Source organism: Cylindrospermopsis curvispora GIHE-G1, from assembly GCF_014489415.1.
In the GTDB taxonomy this organism is placed as follows: Bacteria; Cyanobacteriota; Cyanobacteriia; order Cyanobacteriales; family Nostocaceae; genus Raphidiopsis; species Raphidiopsis curvispora_A.
In genome coordinates this window covers 1,713,257-1,738,733 of the sequence record NZ_CP060822.1, presented here as the reverse complement: position 1 = coordinate 1,738,733, position 25,477 = coordinate 1,713,257, and the positions used below count along the sequence as shown (strand labels likewise).

Annotated in this window: 16 protein-coding genes; 7 read left to right on the top strand and 9 right to left on the bottom strand. The window is 38.0% G+C overall.

All coding sequences use genetic code 11. The annotated features are described in order from the left end of the window. Positions 1 to 106: 106 nt before the first annotated feature. The 5 genes from IAR63_RS07935 to IAR63_RS07915 form a co-directional block, all read right to left on the bottom strand. Complete coding sequence (locus IAR63_RS07935) at positions 107 to 2,995, bottom strand: glycerol-3-phosphate acyltransferase (protein WP_187707196.1); 2,889 nt, start codon at positions 2,993 to 2,995, stop codon at positions 107 to 109. 758 nt (positions 2,996 to 3,753) lie between these two features. Continuing rightward, the gene (gene cobJ / locus IAR63_RS07930; protein WP_187707195.1) at positions 3,754 to 5,505 is read right to left on the bottom strand and encodes a precorrin-3B C(17)-methyltransferase; all 1,752 of its coding nucleotides are present in this window, start codon (positions 5,503 to 5,505) and stop codon (positions 3,754 to 3,756) included. A 69-nt stretch (positions 5,506 to 5,574) separates the two neighbouring features. After that, the gene (locus IAR63_RS07925) at positions 5,575 to 6,279 is read right to left on the bottom strand and encodes a precorrin-2 C(20)-methyltransferase (RefSeq protein WP_187707194.1); all 705 of its coding nucleotides are present in this window, start codon (positions 6,277 to 6,279) and stop codon (positions 5,575 to 5,577) included. Then, entirely contained in the window at positions 6,276 to 6,905 is a 630-nt protein-coding gene (locus tag IAR63_RS07920; protein ID WP_115538548.1) for a precorrin-8X methylmutase, read from the bottom strand. Before IAR63_RS07920 ends, IAR63_RS07925 begins: the two co-directional genes overlap by 4 nt. 31 nt (positions 6,906 to 6,936) lie before the next feature. After that, positions 6,937 to 8,523, bottom strand: a complete 1,587-nt coding sequence (locus IAR63_RS07915; RefSeq protein WP_187707193.1) for a hypothetical protein — start codon at positions 8,521 to 8,523, stop codon at positions 6,937 to 6,939. Between the two features lie 536 nt (positions 8,524 to 9,059). Here IAR63_RS07915 and IAR63_RS07910 point away from each other — a divergent pair. The 7 genes from IAR63_RS07910 (at position 9,060) to IAR63_RS07880 (ending at position 18,392) form a co-directional block, all read left to right on the top strand. Further along, positions 9,060 to 9,806, top strand: a complete 747-nt coding sequence (locus tag IAR63_RS07910; RefSeq protein WP_096543484.1) for a TRAFAC clade GTPase domain-containing protein — start codon at positions 9,060 to 9,062, stop codon at positions 9,804 to 9,806. Between the two features lie 74 nt (positions 9,807 to 9,880). Then, complete coding sequence (locus tag IAR63_RS07905; protein ID WP_187707192.1) at positions 9,881 to 10,711, top strand: hypothetical protein; 831 nt, start codon at positions 9,881 to 9,883, stop codon at positions 10,709 to 10,711. Beyond that, positions 10,704 to 11,567: a TRAFAC clade GTPase domain-containing protein gene (locus tag IAR63_RS07900; protein WP_187707191.1), complete on the top strand. Its 864-nt coding sequence runs from the start codon at positions 10,704 to 10,706 to the stop codon at positions 11,565 to 11,567. The genes IAR63_RS07905 and IAR63_RS07900 overlap by 8 nt, the downstream gene beginning before the upstream one ends. Positions 11,568 to 11,571: 4 nt before the next feature. Further along, positions 11,572 to 14,004: a hypothetical protein gene (locus IAR63_RS07895; protein WP_187707190.1), complete on the top strand. Its 2,433-nt coding sequence runs from the start codon at positions 11,572 to 11,574 to the stop codon at positions 14,002 to 14,004. Between the two features lie 199 nt (positions 14,005 to 14,203). Next, complete coding sequence (locus tag IAR63_RS07890; RefSeq protein ID WP_187707189.1) at positions 14,204 to 16,831, top strand: hypothetical protein; 2,628 nt, start codon at positions 14,204 to 14,206, stop codon at positions 16,829 to 16,831. 239 nt (positions 16,832 to 17,070) lie between these two features. Further along, positions 17,071 to 17,235: a hypothetical protein gene (locus IAR63_RS07885; RefSeq protein WP_177169549.1), complete on the top strand. Its 165-nt coding sequence runs from the start codon at positions 17,071 to 17,073 to the stop codon at positions 17,233 to 17,235. 287 nt (positions 17,236 to 17,522) lie between these two features. Beyond that, positions 17,523 to 18,392: a DNA-methyltransferase gene (locus tag IAR63_RS07880; RefSeq protein WP_187707188.1), complete on the top strand. Its 870-nt coding sequence runs from the start codon at positions 17,523 to 17,525 to the stop codon at positions 18,390 to 18,392. On the opposite strand, the gene IAR63_RS07875 is transcribed toward IAR63_RS07880, so the two are convergent. The 4 genes from IAR63_RS07875 to IAR63_RS07860 all read right to left on the bottom strand — a co-directional run bounded on the left by IAR63_RS07875 (position 18,372) and on the right by IAR63_RS07860 (position 25,459). Beyond that, on the bottom strand, positions 18,372 to 19,106 hold the full coding sequence (locus tag IAR63_RS07875; RefSeq protein WP_057178074.1) for a hypothetical protein: 735 nt from the start codon (positions 19,104 to 19,106) through the stop codon (positions 18,372 to 18,374). The two genes, IAR63_RS07880 and IAR63_RS07875, sit on opposite strands and share 21 nt — an antisense overlap. Positions 19,107 to 19,452: 346 nt before the next feature. After that, complete coding sequence (locus IAR63_RS07870; protein ID WP_187707187.1) at positions 19,453 to 24,813, bottom strand: DEAD/DEAH box helicase; 5,361 nt, start codon at positions 24,811 to 24,813, stop codon at positions 19,453 to 19,455. A 24-nt stretch (positions 24,814 to 24,837) separates the two neighbouring features. Further along, positions 24,838 to 25,179 carry a HepT-like ribonuclease domain-containing protein gene (locus tag IAR63_RS07865; RefSeq protein ID WP_071242330.1) on the bottom strand — a complete coding sequence of 114 codons (342 nt, stop codon included), beginning with the start codon at positions 25,177 to 25,179 and terminating at the stop codon, positions 24,838 to 24,840. Next, complete coding sequence (locus IAR63_RS07860; protein WP_006278641.1) at positions 25,169 to 25,459, bottom strand: nucleotidyltransferase family protein; 291 nt, start codon at positions 25,457 to 25,459, stop codon at positions 25,169 to 25,171. The genes IAR63_RS07865 and IAR63_RS07860 overlap by 11 nt, the downstream gene beginning before the upstream one ends. Positions 25,460 to 25,477: the final 18 nt, after the last annotated feature.

The window sequence follows — 25,477 nt, the reverse complement described above, 5'->3', positions numbered from 1 at the left end:
AAAATTTGGGTCTAAAAACCCCGTCCTTGATGGCTTTTCTTGTTCCTGAATGTAGCGCTTTAGGACTTCCAAGGGTCAGAAGGGGGAACACAAAAGGCTAATTAAGTCAATTGGATCCTGGTTCAGGAAGTCTTCCCATTTCTACGGTCCCCCGGGAACCATCAATGCGTACTTTTTGACCATCTCGTAATAAATCAGTAGCTCCATGTATATCCATAACCGCAGGAATACCATATTCTCTGGCCACGATTGCACCATGGGAAAGTTTGCCACCAGTTTCAGCAATCACCCCACCAGCACGAACTAAAATGGTCGCCCACCCAGAATCTGTATAAGGTACCACTAGAATTGTCTGTTTATTAATTTCCCCTGCTTCTTGGAAATTGCGCACTATCTTCACTTTTCCTATGGCTTGTCCCCGACTGGCTGGAATTCCTACCAAAACTCGGTCAGAAACATTCACTGGTCTACTGTTAGCCATGGGGTAGGGGGGATTGTTACCATAAACCACCGCCGGAATTTGGCCAATTTCACCATCTTGCCCAAACTGCGATCGCCTGCTGGCTAACAATTTTACTAGTTGTTCCGTTAGTTGTGGATCTGCATCAGCAACTAAACGTCTAATCTCGCCTAGGTTTAAATAGAAAATGTCTCCCGGTGTTGTTAATAGATTAGATGCTAACCAGGTCTTTTCCAAAGCCAAGAATGTCCAGCGTAATTCGGCCAGAAGTCGAGAATAAACTTCAGTGACTGTTCCTTTTAAGTTGACACGATTTTGAACATTGCCCTGTTGGCGTTTTGCGGATCCCTGGTTACTGATAACTTCATCGGTTTCTAAGATCTGTATGAACATTTGCTTAAATAAGTCCGGTTGTTCCTTCCACCTGGGCACAGCAATATCAGTTGCTACTTGACTTAAATAACCATACTCTTCTAACACCTCCTGGAATTCTTCTAAAATGCTTTGACCTGAAGTGGTTTCTGCCAACTGATCAAAAACTCTTTCAGGTTTTAAATCAGGTAATAGATCTTTCGCCGCTATGGCTAGACGTTGTAACGATTGCAATGATGATATTTCAGGAGCGCTACTGTGATCAATTTCTTCATCTTTGACACGGAATAATTTCTGGCGGATAGCAGCACTTAAAGGGGATAAAATACTATAGTAGGTGGCCTTTTCCAATAAATCCAGAATTTGGTCTACCCTATTCAAGAGTTGAGATGGTGATAATTCCCCCAAAGACTCATTAGCTAATTGTGTCATTCCAGGAAGAAAGAGTCGGGAGTAATCCAATTTAAACTGCTTTTCTAAACCAATTTCCCGTTGCAATAGTTTGAGTAATCCCGGTAAGTTCTTGAAAGTCGAAGCTAGGGGGGGACGACTTATTTTCCCACCCCTGGTTAAAAACTCTAAACTTTCTGGCGGTAACCCCATGGCCAGGAAGACTTCACCCAACAAGGAAGCATTAAAGTAGGCCCTGGAGTAGTGAAGCGTAGCCATTTTGGTAAAGTCTAGACCAGAACCACGCTCTCCTAAAACTATAGTGAATAGTTTTCCCCATACTCCACAGGTTAAAGGTAAATTAATCGACCAAGTTAGGGGACGGATCACACCGGGAATCACCTCAGCAGCTATTTTCCTTGTCCAGATGGGCACTAGGGTGGTAATTGGTCGAGCTTGCAAGATCCACAGGGTTTGCCCATCATAACTCCACTCTATATCCTGGGGAATGCCATAATAATTGTTTTCTACCCTTCTGGCCAGATAGGCTACTTGTTTGATTAATGACTGAGGAATTTTTCCCTCTCCCTCAAATTGCACCGTAGATAATTTATCTTCCCCCAACACAAACAGACGATATTGTTCGGGTGTTACCTTCCCAGAAACTACTTGCTCTGGAGTTCCTACCACAGCCTCAATTACTACTGCATCCCCCTGTTGAGAAATGGGATCACGACTAAATGCTACCCCCGAATAAACACTTTGTATCTGAGGTTGGATTAGTACAGCCATGCCCACATCCTTTACTCCTAAATCCTGTCTATACTTTACCGCATTCTCACTATTGTAGGATCTCTTAACCTCTGCGATCGCCAGACTTAAACCTTGCTTGCTAGTAACATTTAACACTGTTGTATATTGTCCAGCTGCGGATGCCTGTTGGGAGTCCTCACCAATAGCAGAAGAGCGAACTACCAGGGGTGACAATGGAGATGGTTGGAGGAAATTAATCAACTGACTAGGATCGTCAAAAGGAGCTAAAACCCAACCTTTAGGTACGGAGTAACCCCGGCGCTTAATCTGTGATAATGTAGCGGATTTAGCACCAAATACGTCGGGATCTAACACATCATCTAAGGTAATAATATTTGGTTTACTACCACTTAAATATTCCATTATTGGTTTAACTGGCAGCTGTGCTCCCTGGGGTGGTAATTCCAGGTCATCAGGGATTTGTTGATAAATCCACCCCATTAAACCAGCCAAAGTAAAGGCGGCAATAATTTTACTGAGGTCTTGACCATGGAGGAAGGCCACCAGCACAGGAAATAAAATCAGCACCCCAAATTGGATTACCTGTCTAGAACGGAGAAGGAGAAAGCCAATAGCTGCTGACAAAGTGACACATCCTGCTATTAATGGGTCATGGAGCAAAAATCCCCAGGCCACATTGGTAGTTCCTGCACCCCTGGTGAAAGTGTATCTACCTATGACTAAGGCAATGAGAGCAATTAATTCCCAGAAGGACCCTTGGGGGAAGAAGATGCGAGTAATTAACACAGCAGCAATTCCCTTCAAAGCTTCCGAGAGCACTGCTAAAACACCTACTACTCTTCCTCCGTGATAAAATGCTGCTGCCACACTAAGATTACCAGTACCCACCTGTTCTAATCGCCTACCCTGGATGATTTGGGTTATCCAAGCAATTATTGGCATTGCGCCCAAGAGTGGACAAGTAATTAAAATAACTAATAAACCCCAAAGCTGAGACATTATATAAATATTTATTGTTGTGTGTAATGTATTCTTACTTGAAAACTAGGTTAGGTTTTGGCAAGGTAAGTTCTTGTAGACTAATGTAATAATTATAGTAGTATGACAACTGAAATTATCCACTCCAAAATCTCAAATATGATTATTTAATAGGATCAATGGGAATTTTCCATAAAACCGATGTTTTTCTCATAGGACTTATCATAGCACTTAGATTACAATCTTACCTGATAAGTCCAGCAACACATTTGGGAGTACCTGTAGCTCCCACCATCCGTGCCTAAAAAGTATGGGAAAGCTACAGGCTTAATCGAAATCTTAATAGACTTAGCCTAATGCGTATGCTGATCCCAAAGCCCAGATAATGAGTACTGCTATAGAACCTAATACCAATACAGTAGATACCATTACTAGCTTAGGAGAGTCTGCACCCTCAAACTTCATAATTCCGCGATTCAAGTCGGACATACTTTTATGGCCCTCCTTTATTAGAGTTAGAGTCTGTCCGAATCGATTGTAATCCTTCCTTTGACTAATTGGGGTTAACTTTAGGTTATTTTTATTAAAGTGGTCAATAAAATGTCCGCGAATGCGGACATACATCAGGGCTTGTTGTTACTTTTGTTGGCTACAATCATGGATGGAACATGATGCTTTTATGTTTGACGATTATGAGGAAAAAATCAAGGGTTTGGCAGCATTTAATTAGACATAATTACAGTAATTATGAGAATTGTGTAACCTAAGAAATACTTAAACTATACTGAGTAGCGCCTTGATGTGTAAACCCAGATTTTCTCCAGGGGAGACTCTATTTTTTTAGTATGGGAAGAGCCAACAATAATTAAAGTTCGCATATCCGCATCCGTAGGTTCTAAGTCTTGTAAACTTATGACTTTTAAAATTTCTCCTGGTCTACCAATATTACGTCCTAATATTACAGGAGTATGGGGTTTCCTATATTTTAATAATATATCCCTAGCTGCTGTCAATTGCCAAGTTCTGGTTTGGGAAATTGGATTATAAAATGCGATGACAAAATCCCCCTGAGCAGCATTAGTAATTCGCCTAGCTATGATTTCCCAAGGCTTTAAAATATCCGAGAGAGAAATTACACAAAAATCATGACCTAGGGGGGCGCCAACCGCAGCAGCAGTGGCCTGCATAGCAGAAATACCTGGAGCAACTTGAATATCAATTGTTTGCCATTCTGGTTGGTCATATTGGCTCAGCACATCAAAAACTGCTGTAGCCATGGCATAAATACCTGGATCTCCTGAAGAAACCACTGCCACATATCGTCCTTGAGCTGCTAAATCTAGGGCTTTTTTGGCGCGGGATTCTTCTTCTCGGTTGTCTGATTCATGTATGTTTTTACCATCAGCTAAGGAACCAATGAGATTGATATAAGTTTTATAGCCTACTAAATCAGTAGCATTGTGGAGAATTTCCTGCACTTGGGGGGACATCCATTGTATTCCCCCAGGACCTGTACCGATGATGGCCAGTTTTCCTCTTGGTTGTCCAATAGTTTCTGGGGAAATAATTTCGTGAGCAATGCTGAGGGTAATTGGAGAAAATGGTGAATGAAAGTATGTATGATAGGCATTATTTATGATCATACTAGCACCAACCACCGCCTCATGAAAACTGCATCCTTTATCAGTTAGTTCCCGGATCTGATTTGTGTTCAGAAATCTCACCGGTAAGGAAAAAGTTTCACTAATATCCTGCAAAATAGAGTTATTAGCTAAAGTAAGAGGAGCAATTATCACTGCTAATGCGTGAGGGGAAATTTCTGATTTTGCCAATAATTCATGAATGTGGTTGAGTGTTTGTGAGTGAAGCGCTGATAAAACAACTGCCACTGTTTGGGGATGATAAACTAAACAATTAGATGGGGGAATTAGGTTTTTTTCCGTAACTTGAATAGTTAATTCTCCCCTGTCATCAATGGGCAAATTACTCCCACTCAACCAAGGAGCTATACCCTGTAATTTAACTTTTGCTCCTGCTAATAAATCAGCTATAAATTTTTTTCCGTTGTCTGGATTAACTAAATAATAACCCCTGGGTGGAGATAATAAAGCGGTGCGAAATCTTAAATCTCCCGTAGTTGTAATGGCAGGTTTTATATTTAAACCGGCTCCTATTTGCCGTGCTAACTCATTTACTCCAGTTAGTCCACCCAAGAGAGGAACAACAGCACTACCATCTTCTGCTACAGCTAATAGAGGTGGTTCTTGATTTTTATTAGTAATTAATGGTGCGAGCATTCTAATTAAAATACCAGCAGCACATATACCAATTATGGGGGTTCCCGTCACAAATAATTGTCCCAGGGTATGTCCAAAATCAGTAAAGCTCACATCCACATCACAGGTACGATTGGCTAAACCATATATTTTGGCACCCGGTATAACACCAACAATTTGTTTTGCCACTATGAGACTATTCTGACTGAGAATTATAACCACCGGTTTTGTTTTGTTTTTTTCCAATCCATTCATAATATTATTGTCACGATTTAATTTGCTGTAGTTATACTAAATTAGATTTAATCATATTAAATCTGTAACCTACAGTCTTTGTTTAGTAGGTATGACAATCATGGAAAAATAAGGTACTTCTTCAGGGTCTACCTCATCCAGTGGCACAATTCTCTGTTGTGTAGTAGTTGCGCGTTCAATATACTTTGCTCGGGAACTTAGTCCTAATTGATGCAGCACATCCCGGATTTTGACAAAATGACGACCGATCTTCATAATAGCAGCAGCATCAGCGGAAAGAAGTTGACTAATTAACATTTCTCTGGGCAGGGTACCCGGTAAAACTTTCAAAATATCATTGTAATAAGTAAAAGGTACACCCAGAGAAATAGGACAAGCCATTAAAGAAGAAATCCCGGGCACCACCTCCGTCTGATACTTGTCTGAAAGCCGAGTAAATATATACATAAAAGATCCATAAAAAAACGGGTCTCCTTCGCATAATACCACCACATCCCGACCAGCTGCCAAATGTGACCCAATAGGTTCAACCTCCCGATCATAGATATCTTGAGCCTTTTCCGGTTCCAGAGCACGGGGAAGATGATATAAAACTTCTATTTGATTCCCAGGTAAGTAGGGAGAGACAATTTTTCTAGCAATACTTTCTCTATCTATGGCTGACTGATAGGCAATAACAGAAGCAGAACGTATTAAACGCAATGCTTTTAATGTTAACAGTTCCGGATCTCCAGGACCAACACCTACTCCATACAAACGACCTTTTAAATTCATGTTTCTTCCTCGCATGCTAGCGCATTAATAGCAGAAGCGGCGATCGCACTTCCACCCCGTCTACCATGTAAAGTTAAAAATGGCACACCACGACTATTCTCCGCCAGGGCGGCCTTAGATTCAGCAGCGCCGACAAAACCCACAGGAAAGCCTAGAATCAGAGCTGGACGTGGCACTCCTTCATCCAACATTTCTAGCAATCTAAATAATGCCGTAGGAGCATTACCAATAGCCACAACCGCACCATCAAGATGAAATCGCCATAGTTCCAGAGCTGCTGCTGAACGGGTATTGCCTAACCGTTTAGCTATTGTGGGCACTTCTGGATCATTCAAAGAACAAATAATAGCATTCGTAGTAGGTAATCTTTTTTTAGTGATTCCCTGTGCAACCATCTGACAATCACATAAAATGGGTGCACCCGCAGCCAAAGCGTTTTTGCCTAAATTTACAGCATCTAGTGAGTATGCTAAGTCTTTTACTATATCCGTCATGCCACAGGCATGAATTAAACGCACAGCTATCTTTGCTACATCCTCCGGGAGACTATCTAATTGTGCTTCCGAGCGGATAATGTCAAAAGATTTTTTGTATATTTCTCCAGCATCTCGTATATAATTATACATAAACTACACATAAAATAGAAAAATTGCAAGACTAAAAACACTCAACTGAGAGTTGAGTGAAAAACTCCTTGAGTTGAGATATATCATAACGATTGGCAAACTCGGTAAAGGACTCTTGAGGACTCAGACGATTAAGTATATATACTTTGAATATATTTTCCATGAGTTGAGGTAATTGGGCAAAGGGGAAATTTTCATAAATTGGGCGGTGAATATTATTACCAATATACACTTGATATGCTGGGACAGATTGATTTTCTTGCTCAATGTTGACCCCAAGCAATGTAATATCACTTTCAGTGTGTTGGGCGCAAGACTTAGGACAGCCAGTGAAATGAATATTAATATGGGAATCTAGATTTATATGGGTTTGTAAATATTCGCTTAATATTAAAGCATGAGTTTTTGTGTCCGTAGCAGAAGCGGAGCAACCACTGCTTCCGGAGCAGGAGACTAACCCACTTTTTATGTTTGTAGGTGAGTAGTCAAGTTCCAAATCATTAATTTCCGAAGTTACCCAAGAAAGGTGTTGTTGAGGAATATCAGTGATCAGTAAATTTTGCCAAGGGGTTAGTCTTAGTTCACCGGAGCCATATTGGGTTGCCATATTAGCCAATCGGCGAACTTGCCAAGCTTGTAATCGCCCCAGAGGTAAAACTAGACCAATATAAAACATTCCTGATTGTTTTTGGGGATGAATACCCAGATGGAAAACCTGGTTATGTTTTTGAGGGTTAAATTTGTGGTTGGGCAAAAGGTTTGGAGAGGGAGCATGGGAGACTTGAAATTCCAGAGCCCTTATCTCTTCTAAATCAAGTAACCTATTTTTATGTAAAAGTACCAACATTTTATGTAAGAAACATTGCCATCCCAAATTATCAATTACCTCTCGTAATCGGGGTTTGCGTTTAGCAAAGCATTCTTTAGAGAGCAAAGTGTATTCCAGATAGACTTGTGCCACAGATCCCAACACGGGTATACATTGTTCAGGAGTCAACCAAAGAGAGAAATTTGGGGAAAAATTTTCCTTTCCAGTGGCACAAAAATAAAAAATGGGATATATTAGTTGATGTCCCCATTTCCCCGTAGGAAAGAACTTAGGTTCTTTCCTACCCCCCTCAACAAGTAAAGAGATAGCATCCAGAGCAGTAAGAGATATGTCATTGGGAAAACTGGCGATAGATACTTTACCACCACCATCAAAACCCACACTAAACTTAGCTGAAAGCTCCCCTAGTTGGGGTTGATTATTAATATATTGCTCCCAATCTTGAATGAGCGGGCGAACATCTATTAACTCTCCTGGGTCTATACCAGCAGTAGGGCTAGTCATGATATTGCGGAGATGGTCTATAGCGGGATTAACAGCAGCCATACCAGAAGTTTGTAGGGTGTGCAGGTCATCCGTACTTATTTCCCGCTGAATTTCTCGGATTTGTAAGTTAGCGCGATTAGTAATATCAACATAACCACCCCCATAATCGTCAGCCATATTAGCGATCAGATGAAATTGTTGGCTATTTAAAATGCCACCAGGGGTGCGGATGCGACAGAGAATGCCATCTTGGGCAAAAGTGTTATAAAATAGACCGGGACAAGCTGTAAATGGACTTAACAAAACAAATCTCCGTGCGACGCGGGGACAGAATAGGTGGAGGTTCTTAGAGGTGGCATTCTGACTTGTACAATTTTTAGATTTTAGACCTTGAGACCCAATAGGTAAGGCGTCTAGAATCGTTGGTTGCTCAACAGCTGCGGCACAGTCCCGGAATTTCACCGGAGTTTCCCACGTCTAAGAACTTGTGCGAACTGGCAATTTAAAATAGCAGTTTAAAATTTCTCATTACATCAGGTAGTGAGAAGCAGATTCCTTAGTATATCACATATCACCGTTCAACCGTCTTCTAACGCAATTATTTTAGTTTTGCAAGACCTTCTAGGATTTTACAGCAATTCTAAATTTGAATGTAGGTTGGGCTCAGGAACGAGACTCAACACTATCAAAGGACAAAACTCCATACAAGCGTAACTGCTGTATCTTGCCTTGCGAATAGCCACAGCTATGAAAAAAATATGCCTCGCCAAATACCCTGAGTTATAGTATGATCATACCTAAATGTACATACCTTAACAACTTTAACAACAATTACCTCTGTGGGAGTAGTATACATAGGCGATCGCGCAACGGGTAAAACACACTTAGCCCTAGAGTTGACCAACCCGAGACATGAACATGTGAAAGTTACCAGTCCAGACTATGACCAACTTAAGTTATTATTACTAGATGAAAACTCCATGTCTAAACCTACGGACACACTAAAGCCCTATCAAAGGTATTTAGAAATGAATGTTCAACTGCCATCTGGCAATAAAAGGGTTGAGTTAGACTGGATTGACACCGGAGGGGAAGTATGGCGGGGAAATTGGCAAAGGGATAATTCTGACAAGTGGAAAGACTACTTAGAACCCATTCGTCAGAGTGAGGGGATATTACTCATTCTTCCACCCCATAGGGGAATGACCTTTCAACCTGGTGTAGACATCCAAGAATTTCCCACAGAGCAACAATGGTGTAATCGTTTTGAAACCTGGGTGACATTTTTCTGTGACCAGTGTCCCCAAATTAGACATTTAGCCATTTGTCTTAACAAAGCCGATTTATTTTGTGATCTATCCCAAGAGGGACAGAAACTGGCCTATAGACCTTATAATAGTCCCTGTAATTGGCAACAAAGACATGAACATGTAATAAAAAAATATTTTCGTCCCGTGTATTCCCAAATCCTGAGATTAGGTGAAGGTATGAGCAGTCCATCCGTAAAATGTTTTATCACATCAATTTACCATCGAGGTCTATTAGAACTACCTTGGATTTACTTAGGCAGTTATTTAGGTCAATAAGATAACTTTACACTAGGCAAAAAACATTTTAAAAAAGTTTACCCAAGTAAAAAAGAACTAAAAAGGGGAAGAGTATGAGTAATATCCATATAATTGGGCCCCAGGCCGCAGGTAAAACCACATATTTAGCAGCTTTAGCCTACCAACCAGAGACATCAAGATCACCCGTGAGAAAGGCAAATATTAAGATAAAGACATTAAATGAAGAAACCAGAGAACTAGTAGACAAAGCAGAAAACATAATTTTACAGGGAGCTTCTTTAGAACCCACCCAGAAATATGTCAAAACCATTGATGATTTAAAAGTTTACTCATTTTTAATTGAAATCAAGAGAAAATGGCGGAACCTAGAGAGACTACAACTAACAGTAAGAGACTACCCAGGAGAAGTTTTTAAAGAGTTAGAATCTGGTTCTAGGGATCCGATACATGAAGAATTTATAAACGAGTGTTTGAGCGCAGACACCCAGGGTTGTTTAATCCTGCTAACCGAGTGGGAACAAGGGATGGACAAATTTTATAAACGAGTATTCAGAAGATTTATAGCCCTGATGGATGAACAACAAAGATTGCAAAATTTGCGATTAGCCATAGCCATGAGTAAATGTGAGAGAGGGGAATTATGGCCTGGTAGATTAGATCCTGAAAGCGACCTATTTGCCATTCACTTTCCAGACACACTACGCTTTTTAAGAGACAATATTCCCCAGAAAAACCTAGAATTTTATGCCATATCCGCCTTTGGAGTTTTAGGTAACAAAGATCCTCGACCCAACCGTAAAGAAGAACTAGGAAAAAAAGACAGATATTCTGTTTTAAGAGATCCCGACAGATGGTCACCATACTGTTTAGTATCCCCCCTTTATTGGTTAAGTACAGGTAAGAGGATCCAAGGATATGTTTAACTTCTTCAAAAAGAAAGATAAAACATCACAGGATAGTGCCTCAGTGAGACTAATAGGCGATCGCACTGCGGGGAAGACCACCTATATGGCATCCTTAGCGAGGTGGCCAAATGCCAACCCTGAAAGTTTAGTGCAAGCAGTAACAGCCATAGACGAAGGGGGACAGGATCTAATCAGCAAAGCACAAAACATACTAGAGCAGGGACTAGAACTAGAAAGTACCCAACTATCCTCCAACGTATCAGACGTTAGAGATTGCACCCTGCAAATCACCCTAAAAGAGAAAAATCAACTACTGAATTTAAACGTCAGTTGTAAAGACTACTCAGGGGAATTTTTTAGAGACCTATTGCACCAAAACAATTCCCAACTAGAGGAATATTTAGAAGATTGCGTCCAGGCCAATGGTATTATATTTTTAGTTGATGGTAGTAGTAGACGTAAGGACTCAGAGTATGTGAATGGGCTAGATAAGTTTTTGTTACTATTAGATCGGAACGATATAACGGGGAGTAAAAAGAGGATTGCTCTGGTATTAAATAAATGTGAACAACCGGACCTATGGGTAAACCGAAACAAACCAGAATACCTAGCATCTGCGAGATTTCCCCAAGTGTGTAGTAGATTAAAGGCCTGGCAAAAAATGGGAGGGGGGAACATAGAGTTTTTTACAGCATCAGCATTTGGTATGTTGGGTACTAAATACCCGGAACCCAATGTAAACTTATTGACCAGAGGGAGATCAGGAGTGACAGCAGTGATTAGAAATCCCAAATTATGGAGACCCTTTGGTTTAATTGCTCCCATTTATTGGCTATGTAAAGGTTCTCGTCATCCACAACTAGATAACGGTTAAAAATATGAACTCATCCGACAATAAAATCCACGAAATCCACGAATTTAGTACAGGTATTGAATTTGAGCAGCGAGGTAATAGTTGGGTTTCTACAGGGTTTACTGGGCGATATATGAACAGCACCATGGGGGAGATTCCCAAAGTGGTGGAGAGGTCAATTGCCAATGAAGAATTTGCCCTAGTGGAAGGATCATCCACAGAGAAACCAGCAATAATTGCCAGAATATTAGGGAGCGGGGATGATATTTGGTCAGTAATAGCAGTGGTTACCAGGGGGAGAGATGAAGTAGGGAGGAGTGCAGCTTTTCACCGTTATTTTTTATGTCGGGGAGATCATAAACTGAGGGTGATATTAGCCTGGTGGGAACAAAATAACCGACCAACATTTAACCCTCTGGATAAACAAGATGAAGGTAGTCCCCATATATTTGAAGGAGAGGTTCCAAAATTACCAGATTTAGAGCAAATATTGCCATTATTCAAGGTACAAACTAAACCACAGGAAGAGCAAAGATTGTCGTCCTCCTCTCAATCTGCTCAAGAAGCTGTACTTACATGGGGAGTACCAGGACAGTCAGGTGAAACACGGGTGATTAAAGAGGGAATATTCCCGTTGTCTGAAGAACCTTTATCCACGCCTGAATCGCAAAATGTGGAGGAATACTCTCTATTTCAGCAATTAAGTCCTATAGTTTTAGAGTCAAATGTCCAGTATGATTTATATACCATTAACGTATTGGCAATTAGCAAACGGAACTCCTGCAAAAATGGACTACCAGTATGTTGGGCATTTGACGTAGAAGCACTAGTCAAACCAGAAAGATTTCAGGTGATTAAACCAGCATCCCAAAAAGCAAGAGATGGAATAAACAGAGCGATCGCAGCTGGGAGTAGAGTGGTCAGAAATGCAGTAAACATTGATGAAGCAGCATTAAAATCTGCTCTCAGGAGTTTAGCAAATAGTTCTCAAGTGAAACCTGAGTCGGTAGAGACCATTGTAAATGGGTTAAATAATAAAGATGTCACCCGTGAATATTGGCACAGTTTATTTAATGCTCAAGGGATAGATAGAGCTATTAAAGAAAAGATTTATAGTCCACAAATTGTCAGATTAATGACCTTGAGAGCATTAGTTATTCCAGAAACATTACCAGAATTTTTGCAATGGTTGAACATCCAAAAGGGTAGTAATGTTGATGGTAATCAGAGAGTATCATTGGAATTACAGAAAAAGATTCAGCCACTATTTCCCAAAGAGCAGATAGGGGCGGGTATTACCTATTTGTTACCTAGTTTATTAGGTGGTAAAATATCGGTAGATGGGTTATGTTGGTTACTAGCCAAGAGTGGTGGTGATACCATTTGGGCTTATGGTCGAAATCAGTTTATAAACAACATCAAATATGATCTACAATTGATTTACAATTATTATTCCAAACCAATAGTGGGACTTTTTGATGAAAGCACCCTTAAATGTAAAGCAGAAGTTTGGAGAAGTTTAATTAACAGGTGGCAAGGTATCCGAGGGGGATATAAGAAATGTGAAAAGTATCGACCCTTAGCTCAATTATTTGAACGATTCAAAGAGTATGATTTAGCTGGATATTTTTACCAAGTTAGTGATGGAGTTGTTAAAAAGGATTTATTTGATGAAATACCCAAGGCGCAAAATCGTCCTTCACCGGTTATTTATGGTTTAGGAATTGAAAGAGAAGTAACTTTAGAGGATATTCTTATTGATTTGGTTAATAGCATTGTCAACTTTTTTAATCAGGATGTAGATATGAAACTTGTATTTGTTATTCCCGTTTCACTGTTAATCTTAGGGAGTGGTTGGTTCATTGGATCGAAAACTTGGCAGTATGTATATGCTAATGAAGCTGAGAAATTCTTGTGTGAAAAATCAGGTGGTGGTGAAAATTGTCCCGTTATAGTCTTGAATGGGAAAACCCACTATTCTTTTAATGAGATTAAACAAGTAATTCCCAAAGTTGTTAACCAAGTTGTTGAGCAACAAAAAAAAATACTGACCCCAGAACCAACACAATCTCCGGGGTTAAACAGATCAGGACAAAGTTCTGAGCAACAGGATATTGAAGGAAAAGTTATCGGAGAACTTATCCAAATTTTAGGTGATAAAACCCTTAAGTATGAGGATTTAAACTCTACGGATAAAATAGAAGAAGCAGTCAAGACACAATGGGTAATAGCAGTGTATAATTATCAACTTAAAAGCAAAATAGAACAGAAAATAAGTACACAAAAAAGTAATAAAGAAGAGTGCTTTTTACAAATATTCGGTTTCTGTCTGCAGAAAAATATAAAAACAGAGGAAACATATAGTTTAGAAGCTAAATTAACAAACGATATAAATGAAAAAATTAAGCCGGAATCCAAAGATAAAACTACCAAAACCGGTTCAAAAGTGAAGAGTTAGAGGAGGAAAGAATATTTAAAAACATGGGAGCATCTTGCGATCGCACTCCAATTACTATAGATGAGAGGGTTCACCTGAACAAAAAAATGCGATCGCACTCAAACACCAACCCATCCAGGTAGGAAAAAATAAACAAACCCATGAATTGGGAACTAGTTTTTAAAAACATTGACAACTATGGGCAAAGTCAACTAAAAACATGAACTCATCTAACAAGCAGGAAATCCACGAATTTAGTACAGGTATTCACTTTGAGCAGCAAGGTAATAGTTGGATTTGGACAGGGTTTACCATAAAATATATGAACAGCACCATGGGGGAGGAGATTCCCAAAGTGGTAGAGAGGTCAATTGCCAATGAAGAATTTGCCCTAGCGGAAGGATCATCCACAGAGAAACCAGCAATAATTGCCAGAATATTAGGGAGTGGGAATGATATTTGGTCAGTAATAGCAGTGGTTACCAGGGGGAGAGATGAAGTAGGGAGGAGTGCAGCTTTTCACCGTTATTTTTTATGTAGGGGAGATCATAAATTGAGGGTAATATTAGCCTGGTGGGAACAAAATAACCGACCAACATTTAACCCTCTGGATCAACAAGATGAGGGTAGTCCCCATATATTTGAAGGGAAGATACCACAACCACCAGATTTAGAGCAAATATTGCCATTATTCAAGGTACAAACTAAACCAGAGGAAGAGCAAAGATTATCATCCCCCGCACAACAATCTGAATTTACACAGGAACTCTCACAACCATCACATGTACAAACTGAACCGCACGGAGAGCAAAGATTGTCATCCCGTGATCAACAACCTGTATCTACATGGGGATCCCAACAATCATCTGAACCACAGGTGGGTGGACACCAATCTACACAGAGAGTTCAACCATTATCATTCGAGATAGGAAAGCCATCAGGACAGCAAAGATTATCATCCCCCGCACAACAATCTGAATTTACACAGGAACTTTCACAACCGTCAGATGTACAAACTGAACTACAGGGACAGCAAAGATTCCCATCTCCTGCTCAGCAACCTGTATCTACATGGGGATACCAACAACCCTCTGAACCACAAGTGGAGGAATACTCCCTATTTCAGCAATTAAGTCCCATAGTTTTAGAGCCAAATGTCCAGTATGATTTATATACCATCAACGTATTAGCAATTAACAAATGGAACTCCTGTAAAAATGGACTACCAGTATGTTGGGCATTTGACGTAGAAGCACTAGTCAAACCAGAAAGATTTCAGGTGATTAAACCAGCATCCCAAAAAGCAAGAGATGGAATAAACAGAGCGATCGCAGCTGGGAGTAGAGTGGTCAGAAATGCAGTAAACATTGATGAAGCAGCATTAAAATCTGCTCTGAGGAGTTTAGCAAATAGTTCTCAAGTGAAACCTGAGTCGGTAGAGACCATTGTAAATGGGCTAAATAATAAAGATGTCACCCGTGAATATTGGCACAGTTTATTTAATGCTCAAGGGATAGATAGAGCTATTAAAGAAAAGATTTATAGTCCACAAATTGTCAGATTAATGACCTTGAGAGCATTAGTTATTCCAGAAACATTACCAGAATTTTTGCAATGGTTGAACATCCAAAAGGGTAGTAATGTTGATGGTAATCAGAGAGTATCATTGGAATTACAGAAAAAGATTCAGCCACTATTTCCCAAAGAGCAGATAGCGGCGGGTATTACCTATTTGTTACCTAGTTTATTAGGTGGTAAAATATCGGTAGATGGGTTATGTTGGTTACTAGCCAAGAGTGGTGGTGATACCATTTGGGCTTATGGTCGAAATCAGTTTATAAACAACATCAAATATGATCTACAATTGATTTACAATTATTATTCCAAACCAATAGTGGGACTTTTTGATGAAAGCACCCTTAAATGTAAAGCAGAAGTTTGGAGAAGTTTAATTAACAGGTGGCAAGGTATCCGAGGGGGATATAAGAAATGTGAAAAGTATCTACCATTAGCTCAATTATTTGAACAATTCAAAGAGTATGATTTAGCTGGATATTTTTACCAAGTTAGTGATGGAGTTGTTAAAAAGGATTTATTTGATGAAATACCCAAGGCGCAAAATCGTCCTTCACCGGTTATTTATGGTTTAGGAATTGAAAGAGAAGTAACTTTAGAGGATATTCTTATTGATTTGGTTAATAGCATTGTCAACTTTTTTAATCAGGATGTAGATATGAAACTTGTATTTGTTATTCCCGTTTCACTGTTAATCTTAGGGAGTGGTTGGTTCATTGGATCGAAAACTTGGCAGTATGTATATGCTAATGAAGCTGAGAAATTCTTGTGTGAAAAATCAGGTGGTGGTGAAAATTGTCCCGTTATAGTCTTGAATGGGAAAACCCACTATTCTTTTAATGAGATTAAACAAGTAATTCCCAAAGTTGTTAAGCAAGTTGTTGAGCAACAAAAAAAAATACTGACCCCAGAACCAACACAATCTCCGGGGTTAAACAGATCAGGACAAAATTATGGACAACAGGATATTAAAGAAAAAGTTATTGAAAACCTTATCCAAATTTTAGGTGATAAAAACCTTAAATATCAGGATTTAAACTCTACGGATAAAATAGAAGAAGCAGTCAAGACACAATGGGTAATAGCAGTGTATAATTATCAACTTAAAAGCAAAATAGAACAGAAAATAAGTACACAAAAAAGTGGTAAAGAAGAGTGCGTTCTACAAATATTCGGTTTCTGTCTGCAGAAAAATATAAAAACAGAGGAAACATATATTTTAGAAGCTAAATTAACAAACGATATAAATGAAAAAATTAAGCCGCGATCCTAAAGATAAAACTACCAAAACCGGTTCAAAAGTGAAGAGTTAGAGGAGGAAAGAATATTTAAAAACATGGGAGCATCTTGCGATCGCACTCCAATTACTATAGATGAGAGGGTTCACCTGAACAAAAAAATGCGATCGCACTCAAACACCAACCCATCCAGGTAGGAAAAAATAAACAAACCCATGAATTGGGAACTAGTTTTTAAAAACATTGACAACTATGGGCAAAGTCAACTAAAAACATGAACTCATCTAACAATAAAATCCACGAAATCCATGAATTTAGTACAGGTATTCAATTTGAGCAGCGAGGTAATAGTTGGATTTGGATAGGGTTTAGCATAAAATATATGAACAGCACCATGGGGGAGGAGATTCCCAAAGTGGTAGAGAGGTCAACACATTAGGTTCTCCTGTTGTGTCAAATCTGGTTGATATGCTCTTACCCTGGAGGCAATCGCACCTTTAATCAGAAGAAATGCTTACATATCCCAAGTTACAACAATGTGTTCCCATGAGTTGACAAACTCTCATATTATAAGTTATTATGTCCGGGGTCAAGAAAAATGCAATTACCTTACAACCTTTTTCATCCTTGTGGGTAAAATCCCTTGTCTATTGAGAATAGAGTGATTAACTGCTAAAATTTAGTATCATCAAAATCTTAACATTCAATAATTCTGAGTTAAAATATATGAAACTAAATGATTTTAAATCTTTTTTAGGTAATCCTGTTTATGAAGATAAAGATGTATTGATTTACCAAGGTGACTCATTAACAATCATGAATAAATTACCAGCAGGATGTTTACCCTTAACCGTTACATCTCCTCCCTATAATATCGGCAAAGAATATGAATCTATATTATCATTAGAAGATTATATTCAATGGACATCTAAATGGATTAATCAAGTTTATTATTGCACATCATCTTCTGGTGCGTTTTGGATAAATCTTGGTTATCTTTCTATTCCTAATACAGCTAAAGCAATTCCAATCCCCTATTTAATTTGGGATAAAATTCCTTTTTATTTAATCCAAGAAATTGTTTGGAATTATGGTGCGGGAGTAGCAGGTAAATTGTTTTTTTCTCCTCGTAATGAGAAATTTTTATGGTATGTAAAAGACTCTCAAAACTATTTATTTAATTTAGATGATATCCGTGATCCTAATGTTAAATACCCTAATCAAAAGAAAAATGGCAAATTAAAATGTAATGTTAACGGAAAAAATCCTACTGATGTTTGGCAAATACCCAAAATTACATCTGGTCAAAATCGTAGTTCTAAAGAAAGAACTCCTCATCCAGCACAATTTCCAGTTGAGTTAATTAGTGGAATCATTTTAGCCAGTAGTCATCCTGGAGATATTATATTTGATCCTTTTTTTGGTTCTGGTTCAATAGCAGAAGCAGCTATAAAAACAGGACGTAAAGCAATAGGTATTGAAATCAATCCAAATTATGTAAACATTGCAGTACAAAAAGTTAAAAATATCAGATATGAGGAAGAAAATCAAGTGAAACAAGGTAGTTTATTTGATTTAGTTACTGATATTTTTTGAGAGATGAATTTCCTGTTTTTGACGCATAAATTGGGAACGTCTCTTTTTCACGATTTCGGGGATATATTCATTTTTATTATCTTGTCCATCAAATCCTAATCTTAAATAGACATTACCTCCTATTCCTGGTATTACTTCACCTTCGTTGGTGCGTTCATCGTCTTTAGCAAAATAAAGAAATTCAAATTTACTATAAATATTTTCGTCAAATTCATCTTTGAGTTTTTGCTCTGCATTTTTATAAATGACAGGTGCAACTATAAATATCTTCTCTGGTTCTATTTTTTGAATCAAGTTCACTAAGTTAGTTCTGACTACACAAGCACCAGAAATAATAGATTTAATTACAATCAAATACTGAACCTTCCCATGGGAAGGTTCTTGATATTTTTTGAGGATGGGAGCTACTTTTAAATCTTCTATTTCAAATGGAGAAAATCGCTTGTTCCAAAAACAAGCAAAGCCAATATTGTGATAATGATTTTCTAATTCTGAAAGTATGCCTTTAGCTAAAAAATCAGCATCTTCTACTGTACAAGCAAGGTATATATCAGAAGTTTTATCATTAATTTTAGTCAGCAAGAAATTACCAAGATTATCACCTATCTTGGTCATAGTTTCTTTGTACTGGTCTGGATTGACACCCTTATTGGCTAATGTTTCCAGTAATTTCCGAACGTCTTGGTTGCAAATATCTGTATATAACCTAGTCATATCAAGAACACCTCCAAATCTTCAAAGGAAGTAGGGCGATTTTTTTTAATAAGTTCCTGAAATTTTTGAAACCTTGCTGTTTCGATACTGTAAGGTAATGTTCCTGCATTTAGTCCGTCGAAATACTCCCATTGTAAAAACCCTCTGGTTAAATTATATGTGAAACCGTCTATTTTATCAAAGATTTCTTTTATTTCTGGATTTAGCTGTAGTTCTGTATAATTACGAATTACGAATTACGAATTACGAATTACGAATTACAAATTACGAATTACGAATTACGAATTATTTTATCCCATAAAATATATGAACAGCACCATGGGGGAGATTCCCAAAAATGATCAGTTTACAAACTCCCTAAAACCTCCAACTCCTCACCCCAATTCTCATTATACCGTAGAGTTAAAACTTGATAACTAGCATTGTACCTGAGATTATCCCGCTCAATTTTATCTTGCTTTTTCTGCTCAGGACTATCATGAACTGAACCATCACAAAAGAGAGCGATCGCATCTTCCTTATACACAAAATCTGGTTTACAATTGGCTTCAGGAATAAATTCCTGTGCAGCATCAGGTAGTTTATACCCCCGTTGATAAATCTCCTGTAACACTACTCGTTCAAAATCAGAGTTTGGATCTGTTTGAGAAAGCAACTTTTGATATTTTGCACTGCGGTCTATATCTGATATTTCTACTGTACTTGCTTGCAGTTCATCTAGCAAAGATTTAATCAGATGACGATTAATTAACGCATGGTCAAATTGATTCCTATAGGAAAGTAAACACTCATAACAAGCTTGCACACAGGTATCCTTGGGTTCTAAGAAATGACAGATATCTAAAGCAGCATTGGCGATTTTCTCAAAAGCATTTGCTTGCTGTAGTAGCTGAGATAAAACTCCTGCACCACCTTCTGATGCTTCCCAAAATAGTAAATATTTTCCTTCACCTAATCTTTCTGAGTCCAGTTCATCTGGTTCTAATTTATAAACTGCTTGAATTGCTGTTTCTAGGGTATATTGGAGTGTGCCAATAAAACCTTCTTTGTTATCTTGGGGAACATTCAAGGGTTCGATGACAAGAATATTGCAAGTGTCTTCTACCATTAAATTTACTTCCCTATGTAACCTTTCTGGAGGTAAATTTGTTTTTGTGTCTCCCCACATACCTGTTTTCACATCTAATTTAAATCCCCGTTCCTCGGTGTTTCTCTTCAGTCCTCTGTTAATACGCCAAATAGTTGCTGTAGCTCCATAGGTTAATTTGAATAGTGGTGTATTATCTGCTGCTAAAACTGTAGCTGATTCTTGTTTTTGAAGCGCATAACGGAAATGGGTGGTAGTATTATAACCATATTTCAATCTTTCTTCTTCATCGCAGGTAATACGTTCTCTTCTGTGACTAAATACTGTCTCCATTGACAACACACGATTTAATTTAGCTAGGTTTTGAGAACTATCAGGTTTAATTTCTACACCGCAATTTTCACAGTTATTCAGTGCTGTATCTAGATGGAAATAACCACAGTTAAAACAACAGCTTACTCGTTGATATTGACTTTCAATTCCCCCCACAGGTACTTTGGTTTTTGACACCATAAATTTACTACCTTCATAGTAAATAATATTACTGGGTGCAAATTCCCGTAAGGCCACAACACGAGGACGAGAGATAAATTCCCCCCCATCATTGGTGGGTACGAATGCTCGTACAGGTAAGCGGGGAAAGTTAAATCCTGGTAAAAATCCTTCAGCAGCAAAGTAGCGATAGGGATAAAATTCAAATTCGCTATTACTTTTACCTTGGTTGTGTCCTACCAGTAAATCTATTTGCCGTTCTGCTTCTACTCTTTGAGCTTTAGCGTTTTTTAGTTCTTCCTCTGTAACATGACCAGCAGCATAACGACTGATTATGATGTTAGCCTGATCTTTTTGTTTGACTGCACTATCATAAAGTTTACGCCAGCGATCGCATTTTCTATCAAAGGTATTCAATGCATTTTCTAGGGTAAATTCTAGCCCATGTACAGAATACCAAGAGGCTTTTTGTAGATCACTTTGACAGAAAGGATCTGCAAGTATTGACTGAGTAGCTTTTAGACATTCAGCTAATTTTGCACGACTAAGTGTTAATTGTTCACGTACACTATCTTTTAGGGGATAACCAGCAACATCTAAATCAAGAATTTTGTTCATTGAGTCGTCTAAATAAACTCCTGTATGTGCTAACCAAATTGAATACACATGAGATTCAACTAAATCTTGATTTGCTAATTCTAATTTAGGGGGAGCAACAGCACCAGCTACCATTTGCTGTTGACGTTGGAAAAAATATTGATCATGTCCACTACCAATTGCAGCATAAGTTATTACTAAAGCCTCCTGACCACTCCTCCCCGCACGTCCGCTACGTTGGGCATAATTTGCAGGACTGGGGGGAACATTACGTAAGTGAACCACGCTTAAGTCAGAAATATCTATACCTAATTCCATTGTGGGAGAACAGAATAAACTCGCTAATTCTCCTTTTCTAAATCTTTCTTCCCGTTCTTGACGAGCCTGAGTTTTAACTTGTCCTGTGTGTTCTCGCCCTTCCATTGCTTGAATTTTTTGGGCGCTAGTTTGATAAAACTCTTGAAAGAATCTGTTAACAGGTATTTTTACATCTTCTTGACCCTGTAAGCGCTTAGATGAGAGAGGATCAGGGGGAATTTCAGTTAATATTGTAAATTTCCATACCAAGGAACTAATTTGTAATTGAATACCATTTTTAGTAATTAAAAAACCAGCATCAGCTAATGCAGTAATGAAGGTACTAATTAAAGTATTGTACTCTGTTTCTGTTAACAATTCACTGCGTAGTGACCAAGCTTTAGGAGAACGTAAAAACCTTCCAATTTTACTTTTAGTTGTTAATTTTACCGGAGCTTTGTGTTGAGATTTTGCTTTATAATTACCATCAATAGTGGCAAATTTGGCAAAATGCCATTTCTCATTTTCATCAAATACCCAAGGTTCTTTAATTGTTTGAAAAACATCTCTAAGTAAAGAATCCTTATTATCAGATTGAAGTAATCTAGCGTCTATTGCTAATTCTCGACGGAGATGATTTAATAAAGCTAAAGCAGCAGTCAATCTCTCTTGAGGAGTTGCTTGTAATAAAACTGGATGACGGTGTTTATTCCAAATATCTTTATTTGTACAAATTTCCTCTAATCCATCATATTCAATTACCAAAAGTCCACACTGTTCTAAATTAGGTTGAACAATACGCCATCCTCTGCGTAAGTCTTCATAAAGACGATATTCAATTAAGTCTTGAAAAGCCTTTTCATTGCGTGTTTTACCTTTCCCAAATTCTGCCTTTTCTTTAGCATAATCTTTTTGAGATATTCCCATTTGTTTAATAACTTCACCCACTAATTCACTATGAGTAAGTTTTCCTTTACTTTGCAATGCACCTAACAAAGCAGCACGTAAAAAACTGGTTTGCACAAAATCATTAAAATGCCCGGCTTGTAATGAGGCATCCTGGCGATTATCGGTAAAACTGAGAATTTTGGCAGCTTGTGCTTTTTCACCTGTGAAAACTTGTTTGAGACGGCTTACAGTGGATAAACAGAGGAGGGTGGTAGCGGTACTTCTACCTTCACTACTCAAGCGCGAAAGTTTAGTAAATTCGTTTTTATTTCCATCATGAACTACACCACAATTTAAACACACGCGAAATGGTCTAGGAACAAACCAACAAGTTGTTCCTTGTAATAGGGAAGTTGTAACTTTTCCGTTGGGGAGAATTTGTAATTTTTGGGGAATGAATTTAGCATAATCTTTTCCAGGAACTCGTCCGTTCTTTTTGGTTTCGGTAAACCAGGAGTCAGGAAGTCTTTCTTCGTCTTTATAAGGATCCCAAAGTCCTGGTTCATCTAAGGTAAGATAACCAGCTTTTGTATCAGCATATTCAGGATTCATATCCAATGATGTGGGGAGTTGGGGAAGGACTACTTGTTTATCCTCATTGTAATGAATAACATAATAATCATGTCCGCATTCCCGACAAAAGACGAGGGGATAAAGTAAACGTTCTTCTGTGGTGGTATATTGTCCTTCCAGGGTGAGGAAGCGTTTTTCGGGAGTTTCAATAGTAGAGTAAACGCTACCACCTTGGGAGATAAATTGATGAAGTCGAAATGCTAAACCTTTAACTTTACTTCCCCATAAAAACATCTGTTTAAGGAAGTCTAAACAAGTGTGGTGAGAAAGTTGAGTTTCATCAGCTAATTTTTCTGCAGCATTTTCTAAACTTATAGGTGTTCTCCTGACAAGATGACCTTGTTTATCTTCTAAACCAAAGGTCATTTCTATCCAATGACTTAGAGGATGGTTTTGGAAGTTTTCTAATGTTTGTTCTGGTTCTGGTGGTAAACCTTGATCTATACTTTCTCCCAGTTCTGTAATGGTAGGTTGAGGACTTTTAATGGAACGTTCTAAAGTTTCGTCAATGACGTTATCAGGTTTAATTTTAACACCAAATAATTTACTTGCCACATCTGCAACTACTTGACGACGTTGTGCGCGTGTTCCTTCTGTGGACATGGTAGCGCTTGTTCCAATACATAATAATTGGTAATTATTTCCCCATGCTGCAATTTTTCCACAGCGTTGACGTAATTTTCTAATTAATATTGCCACATCTGCACCTTGTCTACCTCTATAGGTATGCAGTTCATCTAATACGAGAAATTTTAATTCTGGAGAAGCAACGAGTTTTTCTTCCTGGGTGCGGGAAAGCATTAATTCCAGCATCACGTAGTTAGTTAATAGTATGTGAGGTGGGTTATTTTGAATTTCTATTTTTGTGCTTAAATTTTCTTGTCCAGTATATTTAGCAACCCGAATATGACTATTAGGAACGTTGTTAAGAAATTTATTTAATTCTTCTTCCTGGGAGTTAATCAGGGCGTTCATGGGATATACTAAAATTGCCCTAACTCCTTGAATTTCTGGATGACGCAGTAAGTCATCAAAAATGGGGACAACATAAGTCATGCTTTTGCCTGAACCTGTACCTGTTGTTAATACATAAGGTTCTTGTTTTTTAGCAGTTTCAAAAGCTTGTTTTTGGTGATAATGGAAATTAAAAGGATGACCATTTTTAGAGAAGTATTGTGTACAGTCAGGATGGAGAATACCGTTTTTAACTAATTCATTAACTGTTGCACCAGGACGATATTTAGGATTTAATTGTACTAAGGGATTTGTCCAGAGTTGTCCTTTTTCTAGTTCTTGATTGACAAATTGTTGTACTCTAGGATCACGAATTTTTAAGAAACTTTCTATATATCGACGATAATCGCCTATAATTTGATTACGGAAATTGAATATATCGAGATAATTCGTAATTCGTAATTCATAATTCGTAATTGTGGAAGGTTGGGGTGTGCGTCCTAAACGTTGATCTATATATGCTAATAATTGATTAGTAAAGGTTTGTGTACAGGTGTCAGAGTTAAAGATTTCTGTGATGTCTTTATCATCCCACTCTTGGGGAATATGGGTGAAAATTAAATCAAGTTGTTCTGGGGTGAGTTCAGCAATATTTGTACAGTCAACTAATGCTAATTTTTGTCCCATGAGGGTACTAATTGATAATATTGCTGCTTCTGGTTGTTGGATGAGTTCTTGTAGTTTGACTGGTATTTTCATAATGTATAATTTTTAATTAATAACTTAAAATTCTTGAGCAATAATAATTAAAATCGCTGATTTTACAGGACTAATTTTAGTGTGAATGATATCCCAAATAATCTCATCTTCTAAAGAGAAGTACGCATGAACTAAAATATCTCGTAATCCGGCAATTTTGCGCCATTCAATATCTGGATATTTATTTCTTATTTCTGGGGGAATTTGTTTAACTGATTCTCCAATAACCTGTAAATTTCTAATTACCGCATCAAATCTTAATTCATCAGCAAAAAAACTCCGTTCATCTAATCCTTGAGTATAACGGAGAATTTTATCACAACTAATTAAAATATCATCACAATAAAGTTTTAAGCTACGCGACATAAATAGCATCCTTTTCTACAGCATCAATAATTTGAGGTTTCAACATTTTTTTCGTGACTAAATCAACGGATAAAGATAAGTTATCTTCTAAGAAAAATTTTAAGTCCATATATTCATCAAAGGTAACTTTACCTTGAAATTCTACTAATAAATCAATGTCGCTAGTAGTTTTTGCTTCATCTCTTGCATAAGAACCAAATAAAGCTAAGGAAGTTACACCATAACTTTTTATGGTGGTTAAGTTCTGTTTGAGAAAGTTAATTAAATATTCTCTGTTCATAGTTTTTAATTTTGTTAT